This is a genomic window from Streptomyces sp. NPDC002564, from assembly GCF_042889645.1.
GTDB lineage: Bacteria > Actinomycetota > Actinomycetes > Streptomycetales > Streptomycetaceae > Streptomyces.
In genome coordinates this window covers 764417-783502 of sequence record NZ_JBIARE010000003.1, presented here as the reverse complement: position 1 = coordinate 783502, position 19086 = coordinate 764417, and the positions used below count along the sequence as shown (strand labels likewise).

Sequence of the window (19086 nt, the reverse complement as noted above, 5' to 3'; positions counted from 1 at the left end):
CTAGCTCTTCGACTGGAGGGTGTCGGCGTCGATCTGTTCGTCGAGCTTCTTCAGGCGCTCGCGCAGGTGGCCGGTGCGGCCGGCCTCCACCCCGTACGCGAAGTCCGCGAGCGAGACGACGTAGGCGCCGCCGTTGACGGAGGGCGGCAGGGCCTTGCTGTGCTTGTTCGCCAGGATGTCGAAGAAGGCCCGGAAGGTCGGATCGGCGTCCAGGTCGGGGGACTTGAGGGCGGCGAAGGTGGAGGGGACGTTGTGGATGGCGTTCGCGAAGCGGACGACCTGCCGGGTGTCGGCGGTCAGGAACCGCACCAGTTCCCAGGCGGCGTTCTGGTGCTTGCTGCTGTGCGCGATGCCCGCGACGGTGCCGGTGATGAAGCCGCGTCCGTACGTGTCGGCCTGGTCGTCCGGCACGGGCAGCGGCGCCACGCCCCAGTCGAAGTCGGGCTTGGCCTCGTCGAGCATCAGGCCGCGCCACTCGCCGTCCAGGTGCATGGCGACCTTGCCGGTCAGGAAGGCGTTCTGGCTGGACATCTCGTCGCCGAAGGTCATCCGGAAGCGTTCCAGGTCCTTGAAGCCGCCCTGGGCGTCGGCCAGTTGGCCGGTGGTCCTGAAGAACTTGTACGTCGAGGGGTCCTCGGCGAGCCGTGAGTCGCCCCGGGCGTCGAAGTACCGGGGGCCCCACTGGGCGAAGAGGCGGTCCGGACTGTTCTGGTAGAAGCGGAAGTTGGGCAGGAAACCGACCTGCCGGTAGGAGTTCTTGCCGCGGCGCACGGTCAGCTTCTTGGCGACCTCGGCGAGCTCGGACATCGTGCGGGGCGGGCGCTCGATGCCGGCCTTGGCGTAGGCGTCCTTGTTGTAGTACATCCCGAAGGCGTCCGCGAGCAGCGGCAGCGCGCACTGGTTGCCGCGGTAACTCGTGTAGTCGAGCAGCGTCTTGGGGAAGGTCTTGTGCTTGTCCAGGCCGGTCTTCTTCATGAACGGGTCGAGGTCGGCCCACATGCCCGAGTCGCAGTACTGGCCCACGTTGTTGGTGGTGAAGGACGACACCACGTCCGGTGCCTTGTCGCCGCCCGCCCGCAGGGCCTGGTTGATGGTCTCGTCGGAGACGTTGCCGGTGGCCTTCACCTTGATGTTCGGGTGCAGCTTCTCGAACCGGTCGATGCTGTCGTCGACGGCCTTGACCTCGCCGGGGGTCGCCCAGCCGTGCCAGAACTTCAGCGTCACCGGTTCGGTCGGGTCGTCGTTCGCGCTGCCGACGCTCGGGTTGGCGCAGCCGGAGAGCAACAGACCGGCTGCGGCGAGCGCCGCGGACGCGCAGGTGGGCATGCGCCATCGCGGCATGGCGGACTTCCTTTACGGGGGAAGGGGCGGGAGAGGGGTGTGTCGGGAGAGGGGGAGGGGCGGGGAGAGAGGTCAGGCCGTGTCGAAGACCTGGTCGCGGGCCTGGGTGAGGGCCGAGCGCAGCGCCCCGGTGAGGATCGGGTCGTCGTCGAGCACGCTGATGCGGATCTCCGGCCGGGGCAGCGCGAGCCCGGTGAGCTCCTCCTCGACCCGGGCGCGCAGCTTGTCGCCGCCCGCCTGGGCCACCGAGCCGGAGAGCACGACGAGTTCGGGGTCGACGACGGCGACGACCGCGGCGATGCCGACGGCGATGCGCCGTGCGACCTCGCCGAGCGCGTCGTCGTCGGCCATGACCTCCGCCAACGTCGCTCCGCCGCCGGTGAGTTCACGCACGACGTAGGCGGAGACGAGGCTCTCGAAGCCGCCGCCGTCGCCGCTGCCCCCGCGGGCCAGGGGGGCGCCCGGCAGCGGCATGTAGCCGATCTCGCCGGCGCCGCCGGTGGCGCCGCGCAGCAGCGTGCCGCCGAGCACGATGGCGGCGCCCACGCCCTCGTCGAGCCAGGTGAGGACGTAGTTGTCGTAGTCCTGGGCGGCGCCCTCGTACTGCTCGGCGACGGCGGCCAGGTTCACGTCGTTCTCGATGTCGACGGGCGTGCCGAGGACGGCGGCGAGGTCGTCGCGCAGCGTCCGCGAGTGCCAGCCCGGCAGGTGCGGGGCGTACCGCAGGGTGCCGGTGTGCGGGTCGATGGCGCCGGGGGTGCCGATGACCGCGGCCCGCAGGTCGTCGTGGCCGAGGCCGGCCTGCCGCAGCGCCCCGTCGACGGCCTCCGCGACCAGCTGAGCGGTGCGGTGGCGCACGTCCTCGGCGACGGCGTCGGCCTCGACGCGGGCCCGGCCGAGGACGGTGCCGGTGATGTCGGCGACGAGGGCGGTGATGCCGCCCGGGTCGGCGGAGATCGCGGCGACGTGTCCGGCGCCCGGGTCGATCTCGTACAGCAGGGCGTTGGGCCCGGGGCGGCCGCTGAGGCTGCCGGTGGTGTGGACGAGCCCGGCGGCCTCCAGGCGGCCGAGGAGCTGGGAGGTGGTCGGCTTGGACAGGCCGGTCAGCTCGCCGATGCGGGTGCGGGTGAGGGGGCCGTGGGCGACCAGGAGGTCGAGCACGGCCCGGTCGTTCATGGCCCGCAGGACGCGCGGCGTGCCCGGGGTCCCCGGCGTGCTGCCCGCTGCTGCCATGACGACACCTGCCTTTCGGCTGCCTGCCCCCGCGACTGCGGTGTCGGGGAGCGCTGACGGTCTGAGGAGATCCAGGATCCCGGATGGCGGTGACCGGGGTGATCCGGATCGGGAAAGCAACTGTTAGGAAACTTTCCAATTGGTGAGGACCGTACGGCTGGCGTGAATGAGGCGTCAAGAGCGGACGCCCCCGCGGCAACCAAGTCGTTACCTGCGGGGGCGGGGTGTTGCACGGGGTGCCGCGGGAGGCGGCGCGGGGCGGTGGCGCGGGCCGGAACGCCGATGGGGCGGCGCCCCGGTCCGGGCGGGGTGCCGCCCCGTCGGGGAGGGGTTACTTCGCGAGGTTGGGCGGGGGGATGGGGGAGGCCGCCAGGGACTGGGGGGACGTCGTCGAGGCGTAGGCCGAGGGGGCCGCCACCGCGGCGGACGGGTCGGCCGCCGTCTCCTCCGCCGGGATCGGGAGGCCGCCGACGATGCGGATGCCCGCCGCGTCGAAGGCCTGCTTGATGCGCCAGCGCAGCTCCCGCTCGACGCCCAGGGACTTGCCCGGCATCGTCTTCGCGGAGACGCGCACCACCATCGAGTCGAGCAGGACGCTGTCCAGGCCGAGGACCTCCACCGGGCCCCACAGGCGCTCGTTCCACGGCTCGTCCTTGGCCATGGTCTCGCCGACCTCGGCGAGGGTCGCCTTCACCTTCTCCAGGTCCTCGTCCGGGCGGACCGTCACGTCGACGCCCGCCGTGGACCAGCCCTGGGAGAGGTTGCCGATGCGCTTGACCTCGCCGTTGCGCACGTACCAGATCTCGCCGTTGTCGCCGCGCAGCTTGGTGACGCGCAGGCCGACCTCGATGACCTCGCCGGAGGCGACGCCCGCGTCGATGGAGTCGCCGACCCCGTACTGGTCCTCAAGGATCATGAAGACGCCGGACAGGAAGTCCGTCACCAGGTTGCGGGCGCCGAAACCGATCGCCACACCCGCCACGCCCGCGGAGGCCAGCAGCGGCGCGAGGTTGATGTCGAACGTGCCGAGGATCATGAGCCCGGCCGTGCCGAGGATCAGGAACGACGCCACCGAGCGGAGGACCGAGCCGATGGCCTGCGAGCGCTGGCGTCTGCGCTCCACGTTCACCAGGAGACCGCCGAGCGCTGTGCCGTCCACGGCCTGGGCCGTGCGGTTCATGCGATCTATGAGCTTGGTGATGGCGCGGCGCACCAGGACACGCAGGACGAGGGCTATCGCGACGATCAGCACGATGCGCAGGCCGATGCCGAGCCAGGTGGACCAGTTCTGCTCGACCCAGCTCGCCGCGTTCGTGGCGCTCTCCTGGGCGTCCTCGAACGTGGGCGACTTCGGCGTCGGCTTGTCGTCCGGGTCCGTTCCGGCTGCCGACAGGACGGACAGGAACACTGCAGGTACCTCCAGGTATCGCGGCCTGCCCGGAGGGAAAAGCGCCTCTGCGGAGACGGACCGGGGGTACCGGGCAGACTCACCACACTAACGGGGCATTGTGTGTGGATCGTTGTGATGTTCCAGGGAGAGACGGTGCTCACCTGGGGAGGAAGCCGCGGCGCACCGGCGCCGCCCCCCATGTGGTCGAAAACACTTCAAGGCCGTTACGGGGACATGCTGGCGCTACGACCAGGCATGAGGGGAGACTGGCTGCAGATCGTCCCGGCGCGAGCCACGCGCCGCCGGCGTACAAGGAGGCATCCGCCGTGCCGCATGTCTTGGTCCTCAACGCGTCGTACGAGCCCCTCGGCGTCGTACCGCTCCGCCGCGCGCTCGTCCTCGTCCTGGAGAACAAGGCTCTCTGCCTCGAGGAATCCGGCGCCTTCATGCACAGCGCGACACGCACCGTCCCCGCACCCAGCGTGGTCCGCCTCAAGCGGTTCGTCCGGGTCCCCTACCGGGGCCCCGTTCCGCTGACCAGGCGGGCGCTGTTCGCCCGCGACGGCGGTCGGTGCATGTACTGCGGTGGCGTCGCAACCAGCGTCGACCACGTCATCCCCAAGAGCCGAGGCGGCCAGCACGCCTGGGACAACGTGGTGGCATCCTGCCGCCGCTGCAACCACGTCAAGGCCGACCGGCACCTCATGGAGCTCGGCTGGCGGCTGCGGCACAAGCCCGCGCCGCCCTCGGGCCTCGCGTGGCGCATCATCGGGACCGGACACCGGGATCCGCGCTGGCTGCCGTACTTGCAGCCGTTCGGCGCGGAGGACGCCATGGCCCGGATCGACGGCATTTCTGCCTAGCACTCGATCCGGGCCTTCGTCCGTCGTGGGCGTCCGTGCCCCGCCCGGCTCCCGCGGCGCACGGACGGCACAGGCGTACGAGGGACATGTGCGCACCCGGCCACCCCTCCCCGGGGGACCTTCCCCGGCGGCCTAGGGCGTGTCCTCCCCGGCGACCGCGTACGCCTCCACCGACCACAGCGAATAGCCGAACCGCGTGGCCCGCTTCTCGCCCTGGACGCGGATGAAACGGGTGTCCGGCGCGTCCATGCGCACCGCCTCGCGCCCGCCCCTGCCGTCCCGCACGGTCGCCGCCGTACGCCAGGTCCGCCCGTCGGCGGACGTCTGCACCCGGTAGCCCGCGGCGTACGCGTCCTGCCAGCGCAGCACCACCTGGCCGAGCCGGACCGGCTCCGCCAGCTCCACCTGCCACCAGGCGCCGTCCCGCACGGGCGAGGACCAGCGGGTCCGCGGGTCGCCGTCGACGGCCGCCCGGGCGGGGAAGTCCGCCGTCTCGTCCGCGGAGGACGAGGCCCGCCCGCCGCGCGCCAGGTCGGGCCCCGCGGTGCGCGGGAAGGCGCGGACCGCCACCGTGCGGGTCCGGCCGGCGAAGGTCACCGGGATCTCGTACGTCCCCGCGCGCGTGCCCGCCGGGACGGTGATGTCCAGCGGCACCTCGACCTCCGTGCCGCGCGGCAGCGCGGTCCGCCCGGGCACCCGGACCCGGATGCCGCCGGGCGCCTCGGCCCGCAGCCGCCCCTCGACGTCGCCGGGGCGCAGCGACAGCAGCTTCGCGGCGACCCGCCGCGACCGCCCGCCGATCTCCGCGTCGGTCTCCGTCCGGGTCAGCGAGAGCCGCACGGCGGGGCTGTCGCCGAACCACGGCACGAGGTGGTGCACGGAGCCGTCGCCGGGCGCGACCACCCGCACACGATCGGCCCGCAGGCCCGTGCGGGCCGGGTCACCGCCGGGGTCGGCGCCGGAGGGGTCACCGGGCTCCGGCTTCGTGAGGTCGAGCTCCGTGAAGCCGGTCGCCGAGAGGGGGCCGATGCGGTGCCAGCCCTCGCCGGGGACGTGGGCCTCGACGCTGCCGCGGGTGGCGGGGTCGGTCAGGGCGGTCACCGCCGTCAGGGTGCGGACGCGGCCGAAGGCGGACCTGCCCGTGTCCGAGGCGTGCTCGCCGCGCAGGCCCGCCCAGGTCCCGTGGGCCCGCTGCGCGCGCGCAAGGAACGGGTCCAGTACGCCCTTGCCGACGGTGACGCCGCTGCCCTTCAGCTCCTTGCGCAGCACGCCCAGCGCGCGTGCCCCGCGCCAGGCCGCCGCCCCGTCGCCCGCGGACTGCGCGGCCAGCAGGTCGAGCGCGGTCTCGCCCGCCTCGCCGTACCGCGCCAACTGCTCGATCCAGGGCCCCACTTCACCGTGCAGCTCGCTGCCCGCCAGGTGCTCGGGCGCCCGGCGCATCACCGCGAAGGCCGCCCGCAGGCTCTGCGCGGCGCGCTGGGCCCGCGCCCGGTCCGGCGCCGTGCGGGCCTGCCAGAAGGCGCCGATGAGCGGCCGCAGGTACGCGGACTCGTCGGTGGCCAGGACGGACGACGCGTCGTTGCCCGCCAGGGCCCGCAGCGCGCCCCGCGCCTTCGGGTCGGCGCCCGCCAGGTCGTCGATGGCGGCGAGCCAGGACTCGCCCGGACGGTAGGCGCGCGGGTTCCACGCGAAGTCGGCGACGGTGAACAGCGGGATGCGGGAGGCGGCGGGCTGCTCCATGGCGTTGCCGAGGAGGGCGGCCGAGCCCGCGGCGACGGCGGGCCTGCGGCCGGTGTAGGGGCCGAGGAAGATCCGGTCCTGCGCGAAGTCGTTGACGGGGTAGTTGTCCATCGTGACCAGCGGGTGCGGGGCGAACGCCGCGCGGGCGCCCGCGAGCTCGCGCCCGGTGATGGTCCGCGGGACCACGCCGACGCCCGTCCAGGCCACCTCGATCCGGCGGTCCAGGTCGCGCGCGAGGGCCGCGCGGTAGTCGGTCGTGCCGTCCTGGAAGTACTCCGTGGGCATCAGGGACAGCGGCGGCGCCCCGGGGTGGCGCGCGGCCAGGTGCCGCGCGACGGCGTTGGCCACCCGGGACTGCGCCTCGGCGGCGGCCGCGGGCCCCGAGCCGAACTGCTCGGCGTCCCGCGCGCAGTGCCACTCGCTGTAGCTGACGTCCTGGAACTGCAGCTGGAAGGCGCGCACGCCGAGCGCCCACATCGCGTCGATCTTGCGGTTGAGGTCCCTGACGTCCCGCTCGGACGACAGGCACATGGCCTGCCCCGGCGCGACCGCCCAGGCGAGCGTGACGTGGCGGGCGCGGGCGTGCTCGGCCAGGGCGCGGAAGTCGGCGCGCCGCCCGGCCGGGTAGGGCTCGCGCCAGCGGGCCTGGCGGTAGAGGTCGTCGCCCGGCGCGTACAGGTAGCGGTTCTGCTTGGTGCGGCCCATGAAGTCGAGCTGGGCGAGCCGCTGTTCGAGGGTCCACGGCGTGCCGTAGAACCCCTCGGTCATGCCGCGCACGGCGGTGCCTGGCCAGTCGCGGACGCGGACGCCGGGCACGGAGCGGGCGCCGCCGCCCGTGCCGACGAGCTGGCGCAGGGTCTGCACGCCGTGGAAGAGGCCGTCCTCGCCCGCGCCCGCGAGGGCGACGGTGTCCCGCCCGCCGACGCGTCCGACGGCCAGCCGGTACCCGCCCGCGGGCAGGTCGGCGCGCGCGGCGACGCCCAGGGAGCGCAGCGCCCGGTCGGCACCGGCCCCGCCCGCCCGGACGAGGAGCCCGCCGCCCGCGGGCAGCGGGTCGCCGTCGCGCACCGTGGTGACGTGCCGCGCCCCGGCGTCGTGCAGGAGGGTGCGCAGCGCCGTCAGGGCGTAGGGATCGGCGTCCTCGGTGCCGGGGTCCGGCGCGACCAGGACGACGTCGTCGCCCACGGGGACGGCGCCGCCCGCGGCCTCGATCGACTGGGGCCGCGGCCAGACAGCGGGCGGCCCGGCCACGCCCGTACGGGAGGCGGAGGTCCCGGAGAGTGCCTCGGCGGGCACGGCGGGGGAGTCCGGGGCAGCGGCGGGCACGGCGGGGGAGGGGGAGTCAGGGGAGGCGCCGGGCACGGCGGGGGAGTCCGGGGAGGCGGTGGCGGCCCCGGGCCTGCCGGGGGTGCCCGGGGCCGCGAGGGCACCGGGTGCGCCGCCGAGCGCGCCCGCCATGACGGCGACGGCGATCGCGGCCGCGCCCTTCCTGCGCCGCAGCTGCACGACCCTCGCCCCTGTCTTCGCTCCCCGGGGTCCTCGCGGTCCCGCTGGTCCCGTGTGGCAGCGACCCCACCACCACGGTGGCGGGGGTGTCAACGCAACCGGGACCGGGGCGCCGGTTTCTTCGCGGAACCTGCGCGTTTTCCCCGCTGGGAGGGGGTGCGGGAGAGCCGGGCCGTACTCGAACAGAGGCGTGTGCGATGCCCCGTGGGAGTGGATGTCTTCCCGTCCCCGCCCGGCGTCGGAAGAGGTTCTTCCGGGGCGGGGCGGACCTCGGTGCAACACCTTTCGCCCGGGCACCGGATGTGACCAGGGTCACGTTGGGGCGTCGGATACGTCTGCGCTCGCGGACTCTGGGTAGGGCTGGCGAGACCTGCCCCCTGAAAAGGAGCTCCTTGTGGCTGCTTCCGCGAACCTTCTGCTCGACGCGTTCTCCAAACAGGTCTCCCACCCCGACTCGGGCCTCGACGGCTCCTGCTCCTGCGGCTGCCTGGAGCTGCCCCTCACCAGCGAGCCCCCGCTCGCCGACTACACGCCGCTCACCAGTGAGCCGCCGCTGGCCGACGCCGCCCCGCTCACCAGCGAGCCCACCTCCACCGGCATGGCCTCGGGCCTGGACTACTCGGGGGTCTGATGCCCCTCTCCCGGTTAGCCGCCTCCTACGGGGTGGCGACCTCCTACTCTCCGTCGCCCGGGCGCACCGTCCGCGCCGCCGACGCCGCGGTGATCGCGGCGCTCGCCGCGCTGGACGTGGACGCGAGCAGCCCGGAGGCGGTCCGGTCGGCGCTGGCCGCGCGCGAGGCGCAGCTGGCCGCGCGACTGCTGCCACCGACCGTGGTGGCCTGGACGGACGGCCCGCCGTCCGCCGCCACCACGGCCGCGCCCACCGCCCTGCCCCCGCCGCTCGCCGCGCTGCCGCCCGGCACCCGGGTGCGGGTGGAGCTGGCGGACGGCGGCACCGAGGAGTGGACGACCGGACAGGGCGGCGCGGACCCCGGCACGGCACGGCTGCCCGTCCGGCTGCCGCCCGGCGCGCACCGCATCCGGGCGCGCGGCGCCGACGGCCGCGAGGCCCTGGCCCACCTCATCGCCGCCCCGCGCAGGATCAGGACGCCGGGGCGGCGCACGCACGGCCTCCTGGTCCAGCTCTACTCCCTGCTCTCCCGCCGCTCCTGGGGCATGGGCGACCTCGGCGACCTGGCCGAGCTCGCCGACTGGTCCGGCCGCGCCCTGGACGCGGGCTTCCTCCAGGTCAACCCGCTGCACGCGGCCGTCCCCGGGGTGCCGGGCGGGCCGGGCAGCGACCCCTCGCCGTACCGGCCGTCCTCCCGCCGCTTCCCCGACCCGGTGCACCTGCGCGTCGAGGCCGTCCCGGAGTTCGCCTATCTGCGGGGCGAGGCCCGCGACCGGGTCGAGGCCCTGTGCGACCGGGCCGCCCGGCTGCGCGAGTCGGTGCTCGGGCCGGGCGGTCTGATCGACCGGGACGCCGTCTGGGCCCTCAAGCGCGAGGCACTGGAACTGCTCCACGAGGTGCCGCTCGGCCCCGGCCGCCGCGCCGCCTACCACGCCTTCCTCGCCGACCAGGGGCCCGCCCTGGAGGACCACGCCACCTGGTCCGCGCTCGCCGAGACCTACGGCCCGGACTGGCACTCCTGGCCCGCCGCCGTGCGCGACCCCGCCTCGCGCGGGACGGCCCGCGCCCGCCGCGAGCTGATGCACCGCGTCGACTTCCACTGCCGCCTCGCCTGGCTCACCGACACCCAGCTGGCCGCCGCCCAGCGCGCCGCGCGCGAGGCCGGCATGGACATCGGCCTCGTCCACGACCTCGCGGTCGGCGTGCACCCCGGCGGTGCCGACACCTGGGCCCAGCAGCGGTACTTCGCGCCGCGCACCACGGTCGGCGCGCCGCCGGACGCCTTCAACGCGCGGGGCCAGGACTGGGGCCTGCCGCCCTGGCGCCCCGACCGCCTCGCCGAGTCCGGCTACGCCCCCTACCGCGCGCTGCTCCGCGGCCTGCTGCGGCACGCGGGCGCGCTGCGCATCGACCACGTCATGGGCCTGTTCCGGCTGTGGTGGGTCCCCGAGGGCCGCGACCCCACCGAGGGAACGTATGTCCACTACGACGCCGAGGCGATGCTCGCCGTCCTCGCCCTGGAGGCGCACCGCGCCGACGCCCTCGTCATCGGCGAGGACCTCGGCACCGTCGAGCCGGGCGTGCGCGAGACGTTGCGCGAGCACGGGGTGCTCGGCACCTCCGTGCTCTGGTTCGAGCGGGACTGGGCGGGCACCGGACGGCCGCTGGCCGCCGAGGACTGGCGGGCCGACTGCGTGGCCACCGCCACCACCCACGACCTGCCGCCGACCGCTGCCCGGCTCACCGGCGAGCACGTCCGACTCCGCCACGACGTCGGCCTGTTGACCCGCCCGCTCGCCCAGGAGCAGTCGGAGGACCGCAGGGACGTGCGCGAGTGGCTGGACCTGCTGTCCCGGCTCGGCATGCTGCCCGGCGGCACGGGCAGCGAGGAGGACGAGATACGGGCCGTGCACCGCTTCCTGCTCGCCACCCCGGCCCGCATGATCGGCATCTGGCTGCCGGACGCGGTGGGCGACCGCCGCCCGCAGAACCTGCCCGGCACCTGGGACCAGTACCCCAACTGGCGCCTGCCGGTCGCCGACGCCACCGGACGCCCCGTCACCCTGGAGGACCTCGCCGCCTCCCCGCGCCTGCACGCGTTCATGGCGGTGTTCCGGCAGGAGGCGGCACCGGGCGAAAGCGCCCGTACGGCACCCCCGGGCGCGCACCCCGTTTAGGAGTTCGCTACGTTGGCACCGTGGACAAGAAGAACGCACTGCGCGCCGGCGCCCTGGCCTCCGGCACGACGCTGATGATGCTGCTCATGTCGTCCCCCGCGTTTGCCGCGCGCGACGACGGCGACGACCCGGGCCCCGGCCTGAGCGTCATCGACACGCTCGGCCTGTATGTCGCGGCGCCCATCGTGCTGTTCCTGGTGATCGCGGGCCTCGTGATGGTCGGCGACAAGTCCCGCAAGCAGAAGCAGGGCTGACGCACCACCGCGGCCCGCGCCCCGCTCCGGGGCCGTGATCCGCACGCACGAGCTTTTGCGCCGAGGGCGTCCTCGGGCGACTTCCGTACGCGGTACGGGAGGACGCCGCCCGAGGGCGCCCTCGGCGTGCTTCACGGCCGTTCGGCCGTCAGGTAGCGCTGGAGGGTCGGCGCGAGCCAGTCGGTGATCTCCTCGCGGGTCAGCGCGGCCGACGGCGGGAAGCCCAGCACGTAACGCGTCAGCGCGAGGCCGAGGACCTGGGAGGCGCAGAGCGCGGCCCGGGTCGGCGCCTCGGCCGGATCCGGGCAGACCGCGCGCGCCACCGGCAGCAGCTGCTCGGCGAAGACGCCCCGCATGCGCTCGGCCCCCGCCTGGTTGGTGATCCCCACCCGCAGCAGGGCGGTGAGCACCCCGTCGCCCTCCCAGAGGCCGAGGAAGTGGGTCACGAGCGCCCGCCCGACCTCCGCCCGCGGCACCGGCGAGAAGTCCGGCATCCGCAGGTCCACGGAGGTGGCGGCGGCGAAGAGCCCCTCCTTGCTGCCGTAGTAGCGCATGACCATCGACGGGTCGATCCGGGCGTCCCCGGCGATGGCGCGGATGGTCGCCCGCTCGTACCCGTCCGCGGCGAACCGCTCGCGGGCCGCGGCGAGGATGCCGGCGCGGGTGGCGTCGGAGCGGCGGCCCGACGGCAGGTCGGTGGCGGGATCGGCGGCGGGACCGGCCGCATTCTCAGTCATGCCAACAACCGTAGGCCAACAAGCGTTGACAGTCCATGCCACCCGCCCTACTTTGGTCAACAGGCGTTGGCATACAGACGTTGGCATACGAGTGTTGGCACACCGGTGTCGGCCCACGGACGACGGCCCACCGGTGCCGGCCCGAAGGAGGCGGCCATGAACGGCACCACCGGACACGACGGCACCACCGGGCACCCGGACACCCCCCACGGCGCGACCGCGGCGCGGACCCCCGGCGACAGCGCCGTCGTGGTCGTCGGCGCGGGCCCCACCGGGCTGCTGCTCGCCGGGGACCTCGCCGCCGCGGGCATCCCCGTCACCCTCGTGGAGAAGCGCCCGCACGGCATCAGCAACCTCTCGCGGGCGATGGTCGTGCACGCCCGCACCCTGGAGCAGCTGGACACCCGGGGCCTGGCCGACGAGCTGGAGGCCAAGGGGCGGCCGCTGGGCACGCTGCGTCTCTTCGGCCGTCTCGCCCTCGACCTCGGGCGCCTGCCCACCCGCTTCCCGCACGTCCTGGTCCTCGCCCAGTACGAGGTCGAGCGGGTCCTGGAGCGGCGCGCCGTGGCCGCCGGGGTGCGTTTCGCGTACGGGACGGAGGTGGCCGGACTCGCCCAGGACGCCGACGGCGTGACCCTCGCGCTCCGCGGCCCCGACGGCGCCCCCGGCACGCTCCGCGCCGCCTACGCCGTCGGCGCCGACGGTCTGCGCAGCGGGGTCCGCGAGGCCGTCGGGCTGCCCTTCCCCGGCTGCTCCGTCATCCGCTCGCTGGTCCTCGCCGACGTCCGGCTGGCCGAGCCGCCGCCGGGGCTGCTCACCGTCGACGCGGTCGGCGACGCCTTCGCCTTCATCGCGCCCTTCGCCGACGGCTACCACCGCGTCATCGGCTGGAACCGCTCGCGCGACGTCCCCGACGGCGAGCCGCTGGGCCTCGACGAGGTCAAGGAGATCGTGCGGGCCGCGCTCGGCCGGGACTTCGGGATGCACGACGCCCGCTGGATGTCCCGCTTCCACAGCGACGAACGGCAGGCGCCCGCCTACCGCGTGGGCCGCGTCCTGCTCGCCGGGGACGCCGCGCACGTCCACTCGCCGGCCGGCGGCCAGGGCATGAACACCGGGCTGCAGGACGCGGCGAACCTGAGCTGGAAGCTGGCCGCGGCCGTCCGGGGGCGGGCCCCGCAGGGCCTGTTGGACACCTACCAGGCCGAGCGGCACCCGGTCGGCAGGGCGGTGCTGCGCAGCAGTGGCGGGCTCGTCCGGCTGGCGATGGCCAAGCGCCCGTGGACCCGGGCGGCCCGCGCCGCCGTCGGCGCCGTCGCCGCCCGGGTGCCCGCGGTCCGCGCCAGGGCGGCGGGACAGGTCACCGGCATCGGCATCGCCTACCCGTCGCCGAAGGGGGCCCACCCCCTCGTCGGGCGCAGGGTCCCCGATGTCGCGACGGCGGAGGGCCGCCTGTACGAACTGCTGCGCACGGGCGGGTTCGTGCTGGTCTCACCGCGCGACGAGAAGCACCCGGTGCCGGGTGGCGTGACATCGGCCCACTGGTCGAGCGACCGCCGCACGACGCTCCTGGTGCGCCCGGACGGTTACGTGGGGTGGGCGGCGCGGGACGCGGACGCGGGGTCCGTGCGGGCGGCCCTGGGGGATTGGGGCCTCGCGTAACGCCCGCCTCCCCCCCCAACGATTCAGTTCTCCTTAAAAGAATCAGCGAAAAGATTCGATGGACCTGATGGGTGTACGGGTGTCACGGTGGTCCCGCACCGCACCGAGACACCCCCGCCGACGCGGGGGAGAGAGACAAGGGATACCCCGTGACCGTCCTGGACCAGACCCCCGCTCGCACCGCACCGGCCGCACACCCGGCAGCCCGCCCCATCGGCGTCGGGCTCGCCCTCGCGGCCCTCGCCACGGTCGTCTGGTCGGGCAGTTTCGTCACCTCCCGCGCCCTGCACGACACGGTGCCGCCCGTCCAGCACGCGTTCTGGCGCTGGATCATCGCCATCGCCGCCGTCGCCCCCTTCGCCGTACGGCAGACCTGGCGGCAGCGCGCGGTCCTGCGCAAGCACCTGAAGTTCCTGCTCCTCGCCTCCCTGCTCGGCGTCACCGTCTACAACACCCTGGTCAACCAGGCCGGCATGACCACCACCGCGGGCAACATGGGCATGATCATGGCGGCGTCGCCGGTCCTGATGGCGGTCTACGAACGCCTCGGCGGCACCCGGCTCGGCGCCCGCCGGGTGACCGGCATGCTCGTCGCCTGCGCCGGGGTGCTCCTCCTGGTCAGCAAGGGCTCTTTCGCCATGGACTTCGCGGTCGGCGACCTGTGGGTGATCGCGGCGGCGTTCTCCTTCGGCTCGTACAGCGCGCTGCTGCGGCGCAGGCCCGCCGAGATCGAGGGGCTGCCCTTCCTCTTCTCCACGTTCGTGCTCGGCGCGCTGATGCTGCTCCCTGCGTTCGTGGTCAGCTACGTCGTCCAGGGCGGCTTCGAGGTCACGGCCGGCACGGTCTCCCCGCTCCTGTACGTCGGCGTGGTGTCCTCGGCCGTCGCCTTCTTCGCCTGGAACAAGGCGATCTCGATCATCGGCGCGGCCCGCGCCGGGGTCGTCTACTACCTCCAGCCGGTCTGCGTCGCGCTGCTCTCCTTCGCGGTCCTCGGCGAGGCGATGGGGTGGCTGCAGGTGCTGTGCATGGGTCTGATCCTCGGCGGGGTCGTGCTCGGCGCGGCCCGCACGAAGTAGGGGGCGCGGGCCGTGGGTTCCGCGGTGCTGACCAGTCGGTACGTTGGCCTCATGAGCGAGTGGGACATCAAGAAGCTGCAGATCCTGCGCACGTTGAGCGAGCGGGGCACGGTGACGGCGACGGCGCAGGCGCTGCAGATGACGCCGTCGGCCGTCTCCCAGCAGCTGTCCAACCTCGCCAGGCAGCTGGGCGTCCCGCTCCTGGAGGCGCACGGGCGCCGGGTCCGGCTCACCGACGCGGCCCATCTGGTGCTGCGGCACGCGGAGGCGGTCTTCGCCCAACTGGAGCGGGCGGACGCCGAGCTGACCGCGTACGCGCAGGGCGAGGCGGGGGAGGTGCGGGTCGGCGCGTTCTCCACGGCCGTGCCCGCGCTGGTCGTCCCCGCCGTGCGGGCGCTGCGGGAGGCGGCGCCCGGCATCTCCGTACGGGTACGGGAGACCGAGGCGGCCCAGGCCTACGAACTCCTCGCGGCCGGCGAGGTGGACATCGCCCTCTCCCTGGCGGTGCAGGCGCCCGTGGCGGGGGACGTGGACGCCCGCTTCACCCGGGAGTCCCTGCTCGCGGACCCGCTGGACGTGGCGCTGCCCGGCGACCACCGGCTGGCCGACCGGGCCGGCCTGCGCCTGGCCGACCTGGCGGGCGAGCCGTGGATCTTCGGCGGGAGCGGGCCGTGGTCCGAGATCACCCGGGCGGCCTGCGAGGGGGCGGGCTTCACCCCGGAACAGGCGCACTCCGCGTCCGGCTGGACGGCGATCCTCGCGATGGTCGAGGCGGGGATGGGGGTCGCGCTGGTGCCGCGGATGGCGGCGGTGCGCAGGGGTGGGGTGGTGATGCGGGAGCTCTCCGAGGATCACCCGTCGCGGCACGTCGTCGCCGCGGTGCGGCGGGGGGCGGGGGCGGGACCGGCGATCTCCCGCGTGCTCGATGCTCTTCGCCGAACAATCCCACCCCGATCCCCTTAAACCCCACCCCACCCCGGCCGCCGGACCGCCGCCCCCGGCACCGTCATGAGCCCGTGGCTTCCCCACCCCGTTCCCTGGCCGCCCGACCCAACTCCCCCGGCACCGCCCCTCCCTGGTCCCCGCGCTCCGCGCGGGGCTTCCCCACCCACCCACCCTCCACCTGCCCCGGCACCGTCCGGGGGGCGGCATGAGATGGGTGGGTCAGCCCGGCTGCCCCAGGGGCGCGGGGAACTGCGCGAACGGTGAGGTGTGGGGCAGTGCTTGAGGGTGGTCGTGCTGGGGGTGGCTCAGGGGCGCGGGGAACTGCGCAGGGGGTGAGGTGTGGGGCGTGGTGGGGCTGGTGGGGTGCGCCCGGGGTCCCTTGGGGGCGCGGGGAACTGCGCGAGCGGCCGTGGGTTGGGCGGTGCTTGAGGGTGGCTGTGCTGGGGGTGGCTCAGGGGCGCGGGGAACTGCGCAGGGGGTGCGGTGTGGGGCGTGGTGAGGCTGGTGGGGTGCGCCCGGGGTGCCTCGGGGGCGCGGGGAACTGCGCGGGCGGTGAGGTGTGGGGCGGTGCTTGAGGGTGGCTGTGCTGGGGGTGGCCCAGGGGCGCGGGGAACTGCGCGGGCGGTGCGGTGGGGGGGCTGGGGGGCAGCCCCGGTTTCCTTGGGGGTGCGGGGGGCGGTGTGGAGGGGCCGCCCCCCGCCCGGCAAGGGCTACGCGTCGGCCGACCGCGCCCGAAGCGCCCGCTCGACCCCCGCCCGCGACTCCGTCACCAGCCTCCGCAGCGCCGCCGACGGCTCCGCGGACGCCAGCCACGCGTCCGTCGCGTCCAGCGTCGCCCGCGACACCTGCAGCTGCGGGTAGAGCCCCGTCGCGATCTGCTGCGCCATCTCGTGCGAGCGCGAGTCCCACGCCCCCTTGACCGCCGCGAAGTACTTCTCCGCGTACGGCGCGAGCAGCTCACGCTGGTCGGTCTGGACGAAGCCGCCGATCACCGCCTCCTGGATCGCGTTCGGCAGCGAGTCGGACTCGACGACCGAGGCCCACGCCTCGGCCTTCGCCTGAGCCGTCGGCCGCGCCGCCCGCGCCGCCGCCGCGTGCCGCTCGCCCGCCGCGGTCCGGTCGCGCCGGAGCTCCGCCTCGATGCCCGCCTCGTCGAGCCGGCCGGTCGCCGCGAGGCGCGCCACGAACGCCCAGCGCAGCTCCGTGTCGACGGCCAGGCCCTCGACCGACTCCGAGCCGTCGAGCAGCGCTTCGAGCAGCGAGAGTTCCGCGTCCGTGCGGGCCGTCGCCGCGAACGCGCGGGCCCACGCCAGCTGGTGGTCGCCGCCCGGCCGCGCCGCCCGCAGGTGCTCCAGCGTCGCCCCGGTCCAGCGGGCCAGCGCCGCGTCCCGGCCGGCCGGCGCCGCGTACAGGTCGAGGGCCAGCTTCACCTGGCGGTGCAGCGACTGCACCACGCCGATGTCGGACTCCTTGCCGATGCCCGACAGGACGAGGTCCAGGTAGGCGCGGGTCGGCAGCTCCCCGTCCCGCGTCATGTCCCACGCCGACGCCCACGACAGCGCGCGCGGCAGCGACGCCTCGAAGTCGCCGATGTGCCCGGTGACGAAGGCCAGCGACTCGGCGTCCAGGCGGACCTTCGCGTACGACAGGTCGTCGTCGTTGAGCAGGATCACCGCGGGCCGGTGCTTGCCCACCAGCGCGTCCACCGAGGTCAGTTCGCCGTCGACGTCCAGCTCGACGCGGTCCGTGCGCAGCAGCTTGCCGGACGCGTCGTCCAGGTCGTAGAGGCCGATCGCGATGCGGTGCGGGCGCAGCGTCGGCTCGCCCGTGGCGCCCTCGGGCAGCGCGGGGGCCTCCTGCTTGACCGCGAAGGACGTGATGACGCCCCGCGTGTCGACGTCCACGACCGGGCGCAGCACGTTGATGCCGGCCGTCTCCAGCCACTTCTTCGACCAGGTCTTCAGGTCCCGGCCACTGGTCTCCTCCAGCGCGCCGAGCAGGTCCGACAGGCGCGTGTTGCCGAACGCGTGCCGCTTGAAGTACGCCTGCACGCCCTGGAAGAACTCGTCCTCGCCGACGTAGGCGACGAGCTGCTTCAGGACGCTCGCGCCCTTCGCGTACGTGATGCCGTCGAAGTTGACCAGGACGTCGTCCAGGTCACGGATCTCGGCCATGATCGGGTGCGTGGAGGGCAGCTGGTCCTGGCGGTACGCCCACGTCTTCATGGAGTTGGCGAACGTGGTCCAGGAGTGCGGCCAGCGGGACTCCGGCGCGTACGCCTGGCAGGCGGCCTCGGCGTAGGTAGCGAACGACTCGTTCAGCCACAGGTCGTTCCACCACTCCATGGTGACCAGGTCGCCGAACCACATGTGCGCCAGCTCGTGCAGGATCGTGGCGGCGCGCACCTCGTAGGCCGCGTCGGTCACCTTCGAGCGGAAGACGTACTGGTCGCGGATGGTCACCGCGCCCGCGTTCTCCATCGCGCCCGCGTTGAACTCCGGCACGAAGAGCTGGTCGTACTTCGGGAACGGGTAGGCGTAGTCGAACTTCTCCTGGAACCAGTCGAAGCCCTGCCGGGTGACCTCGAAGATCGCGTCCGAGTCGAGGAACTCGGCCAGCGAGGGGCGGCAGTAGATGCCGAGCGGTACGGACTGGCCGCCCGGACCCTCGTAGGAGGAGTGCACCGAGTGGTACGGGCCGACGATCAGGGCCGTGACGTACGTCGACATGCGCTGCGTCGGTTCGAAGGACCAGACGTCGTCCTTCGGCTCGGGCGTCGGCGAGTTGGAGACGACCGTCCAGCCGCTCGGCGCCTTCACGGTGAACGTGAACGTCGCCTTGAGGTCCGGCTGTTCGAAGGAGGCGAAGACGCGGCGGGCGTCCGGCACCTCGAACTGCGTGTACAGGTAGGCCTGCTGGTCGACCGGGTCGACGAAGCGGTGCAGGCCCTCACCGGTGTTGGTGTAGTCGCAGTCCGCGACGACCCGCAGCTCGTTCGGCCCGGCGAGCAGGTGCGGGAGCGCGATGCGCGAGTCGCGGAACACCGCGGCGACGTCCAGCGCGTGGCCGTTCAGGACGACCTCGTGGACCGCGGGGGCCACCAGGTCGATGAAGGTCTCGGCATGCGCCTCGGCGGAGTCGAAGCGCACCGTGGTCACGGACCGGTAGGTGCCGCCCTCCTGGGCTCCGGAGAGGTCGAGATCGACCTCGTACGCGTCAACGGTCAGCAGCTTCGCCCGCTGCTGTGCCTCTTCGCGGGTCAGATTGGTGCCGGGCACGCGGTCATCTCCTCGGGTACGACGTGTCGTCCAGGTGGTACGACGTCTCGGGTCTTCGGGGGGTGCGACTTGTGGTGTTTCCGGCCATCCTTCCATGCACCCCCGGATGGCCGCCCGGGCCATTGTTCTCCCGCTGCCGTCCGGTTACGCTCCGCGCGTTCGCACCGGTCCCGGCCGGCCGCCGACCAGGGCCGCCGGGACCGTCAGGGACCACAGGGGGATGCCGGAGATGCTGGGGACCGAGAGGCCGGCC

General features: G+C 74.3%; 13 protein-coding genes. 7 read left to right on the top strand and 6 right to left on the bottom strand.

What is annotated here, in order from left to right; all coding sequences use genetic code 11:
* The 3 genes from ACFYXE_RS14960 to ACFYXE_RS14950 form a co-directional block, all read right to left on the bottom strand.
* Entirely contained in the window at window positions 1-1341 is a 1341-nt protein-coding gene (locus ACFYXE_RS14960) for an ABC transporter substrate-binding protein (RefSeq protein ID WP_389312446.1), read from the bottom strand.
* A gap of 72 nt (window positions 1342-1413) precedes the next feature.
* Window positions 1414-2574 (bottom strand): ROK family protein, encoded by a 1161-nt coding sequence (locus ACFYXE_RS14955; protein WP_389312444.1) that lies wholly within the window; start codon window positions 2572-2574, stop codon window positions 1414-1416.
* 331 nt (window positions 2575-2905) lie between these two features.
* Window positions 2906-3982: a mechanosensitive ion channel family protein gene (locus ACFYXE_RS14950; protein ID WP_389312442.1), complete on the bottom strand. Its 1077-nt coding sequence runs from the start codon at window positions 3980-3982 to the stop codon at window positions 2906-2908.
* Window positions 3983-4290: 308 nt separating this feature from the next.
* Here ACFYXE_RS14950 and ACFYXE_RS14945 point away from each other — a divergent pair, with 308 nt between their 5' ends.
* Window positions 4291-4827 (top strand): HNH endonuclease, encoded by a 537-nt coding sequence (locus ACFYXE_RS14945; RefSeq protein WP_306335859.1) that lies wholly within the window; start codon window positions 4291-4293, stop codon window positions 4825-4827.
* A 132-nt stretch (window positions 4828-4959) separates the two neighbouring features.
* Here the strand turns inward: ACFYXE_RS14945 and ACFYXE_RS14940 are convergent, their stop codons facing one another.
* On the bottom strand, window positions 4960-8073 hold the full coding sequence (locus tag ACFYXE_RS14940) for a beta-N-acetylglucosaminidase domain-containing protein (protein WP_389312439.1): 3114 nt from the start codon (window positions 8071-8073) through the stop codon (window positions 4960-4962).
* 394 nt (window positions 8074-8467) lie between these two features.
* Between ACFYXE_RS14940 and ACFYXE_RS14935 the strand changes: the two genes are divergently transcribed.
* The 3 genes from ACFYXE_RS14935 to ACFYXE_RS14925 are packed head-to-tail and all read left to right on the top strand — an operon-like array spanning window position 8468 to window position 11135.
* A complete protein-coding gene (locus ACFYXE_RS14935; RefSeq protein ID WP_361181084.1) occupies window positions 8468-8704 on the top strand; it encodes a hypothetical protein in 237 nt (78 codons plus the stop codon).
* Entirely contained in the window at window positions 8704-10881 is a 2178-nt protein-coding gene (gene malQ / locus ACFYXE_RS14930) for a 4-alpha-glucanotransferase (RefSeq protein ID WP_389312436.1), read from the top strand. The genes ACFYXE_RS14935 and malQ overlap by 1 nt, the downstream gene beginning before the upstream one ends.
* A gap of 20 nt (window positions 10882-10901) precedes the next feature.
* Window positions 10902-11135 (top strand): hypothetical protein, encoded by a 234-nt coding sequence (locus ACFYXE_RS14925; RefSeq protein ID WP_361181082.1) that lies wholly within the window; start codon window positions 10902-10904, stop codon window positions 11133-11135.
* Window positions 11136-11266: 131 nt separating this feature from the next.
* Here the strand turns inward: ACFYXE_RS14925 and ACFYXE_RS14920 are convergent, their stop codons facing one another.
* Window positions 11267-11872: a TetR family transcriptional regulator gene (locus ACFYXE_RS14920; protein ID WP_361181081.1), complete on the bottom strand. Its 606-nt coding sequence runs from the start codon at window positions 11870-11872 to the stop codon at window positions 11267-11269.
* Window positions 11873-12028: 156 nt separating this feature from the next.
* On the opposite strand from ACFYXE_RS14920, the gene ACFYXE_RS14915 reads away from it, so the two are divergent.
* From ACFYXE_RS14915 to ACFYXE_RS14905, 3 genes are all read left to right on the top strand, one after another.
* Entirely contained in the window at window positions 12029-13534 is a 1506-nt protein-coding gene (locus tag ACFYXE_RS14915; RefSeq protein ID WP_389312433.1) for an FAD-dependent monooxygenase, read from the top strand.
* Window positions 13535-13692: 158 nt separating this feature from the next.
* Entirely contained in the window at window positions 13693-14610 is a 918-nt protein-coding gene (locus ACFYXE_RS14910; protein WP_389312583.1) for a DMT family transporter, read from the top strand.
* A gap of 51 nt (window positions 14611-14661) precedes the next feature.
* A complete protein-coding gene (locus ACFYXE_RS14905) occupies window positions 14662-15573 on the top strand; it encodes a LysR family transcriptional regulator (protein WP_389312431.1) in 912 nt (303 codons plus the stop codon).
* A gap of 692 nt (window positions 15574-16265) precedes the next feature.
* Here the strand turns inward: ACFYXE_RS14905 and pepN are convergent.
* On the bottom strand, window positions 16266-18833 hold the full coding sequence (gene pepN / locus ACFYXE_RS14900) for an aminopeptidase N (protein WP_389312429.1): 2568 nt from the start codon (window positions 18831-18833) through the stop codon (window positions 16266-16268).
* Window positions 18834-19086 lie beyond the last annotated feature (253 nt).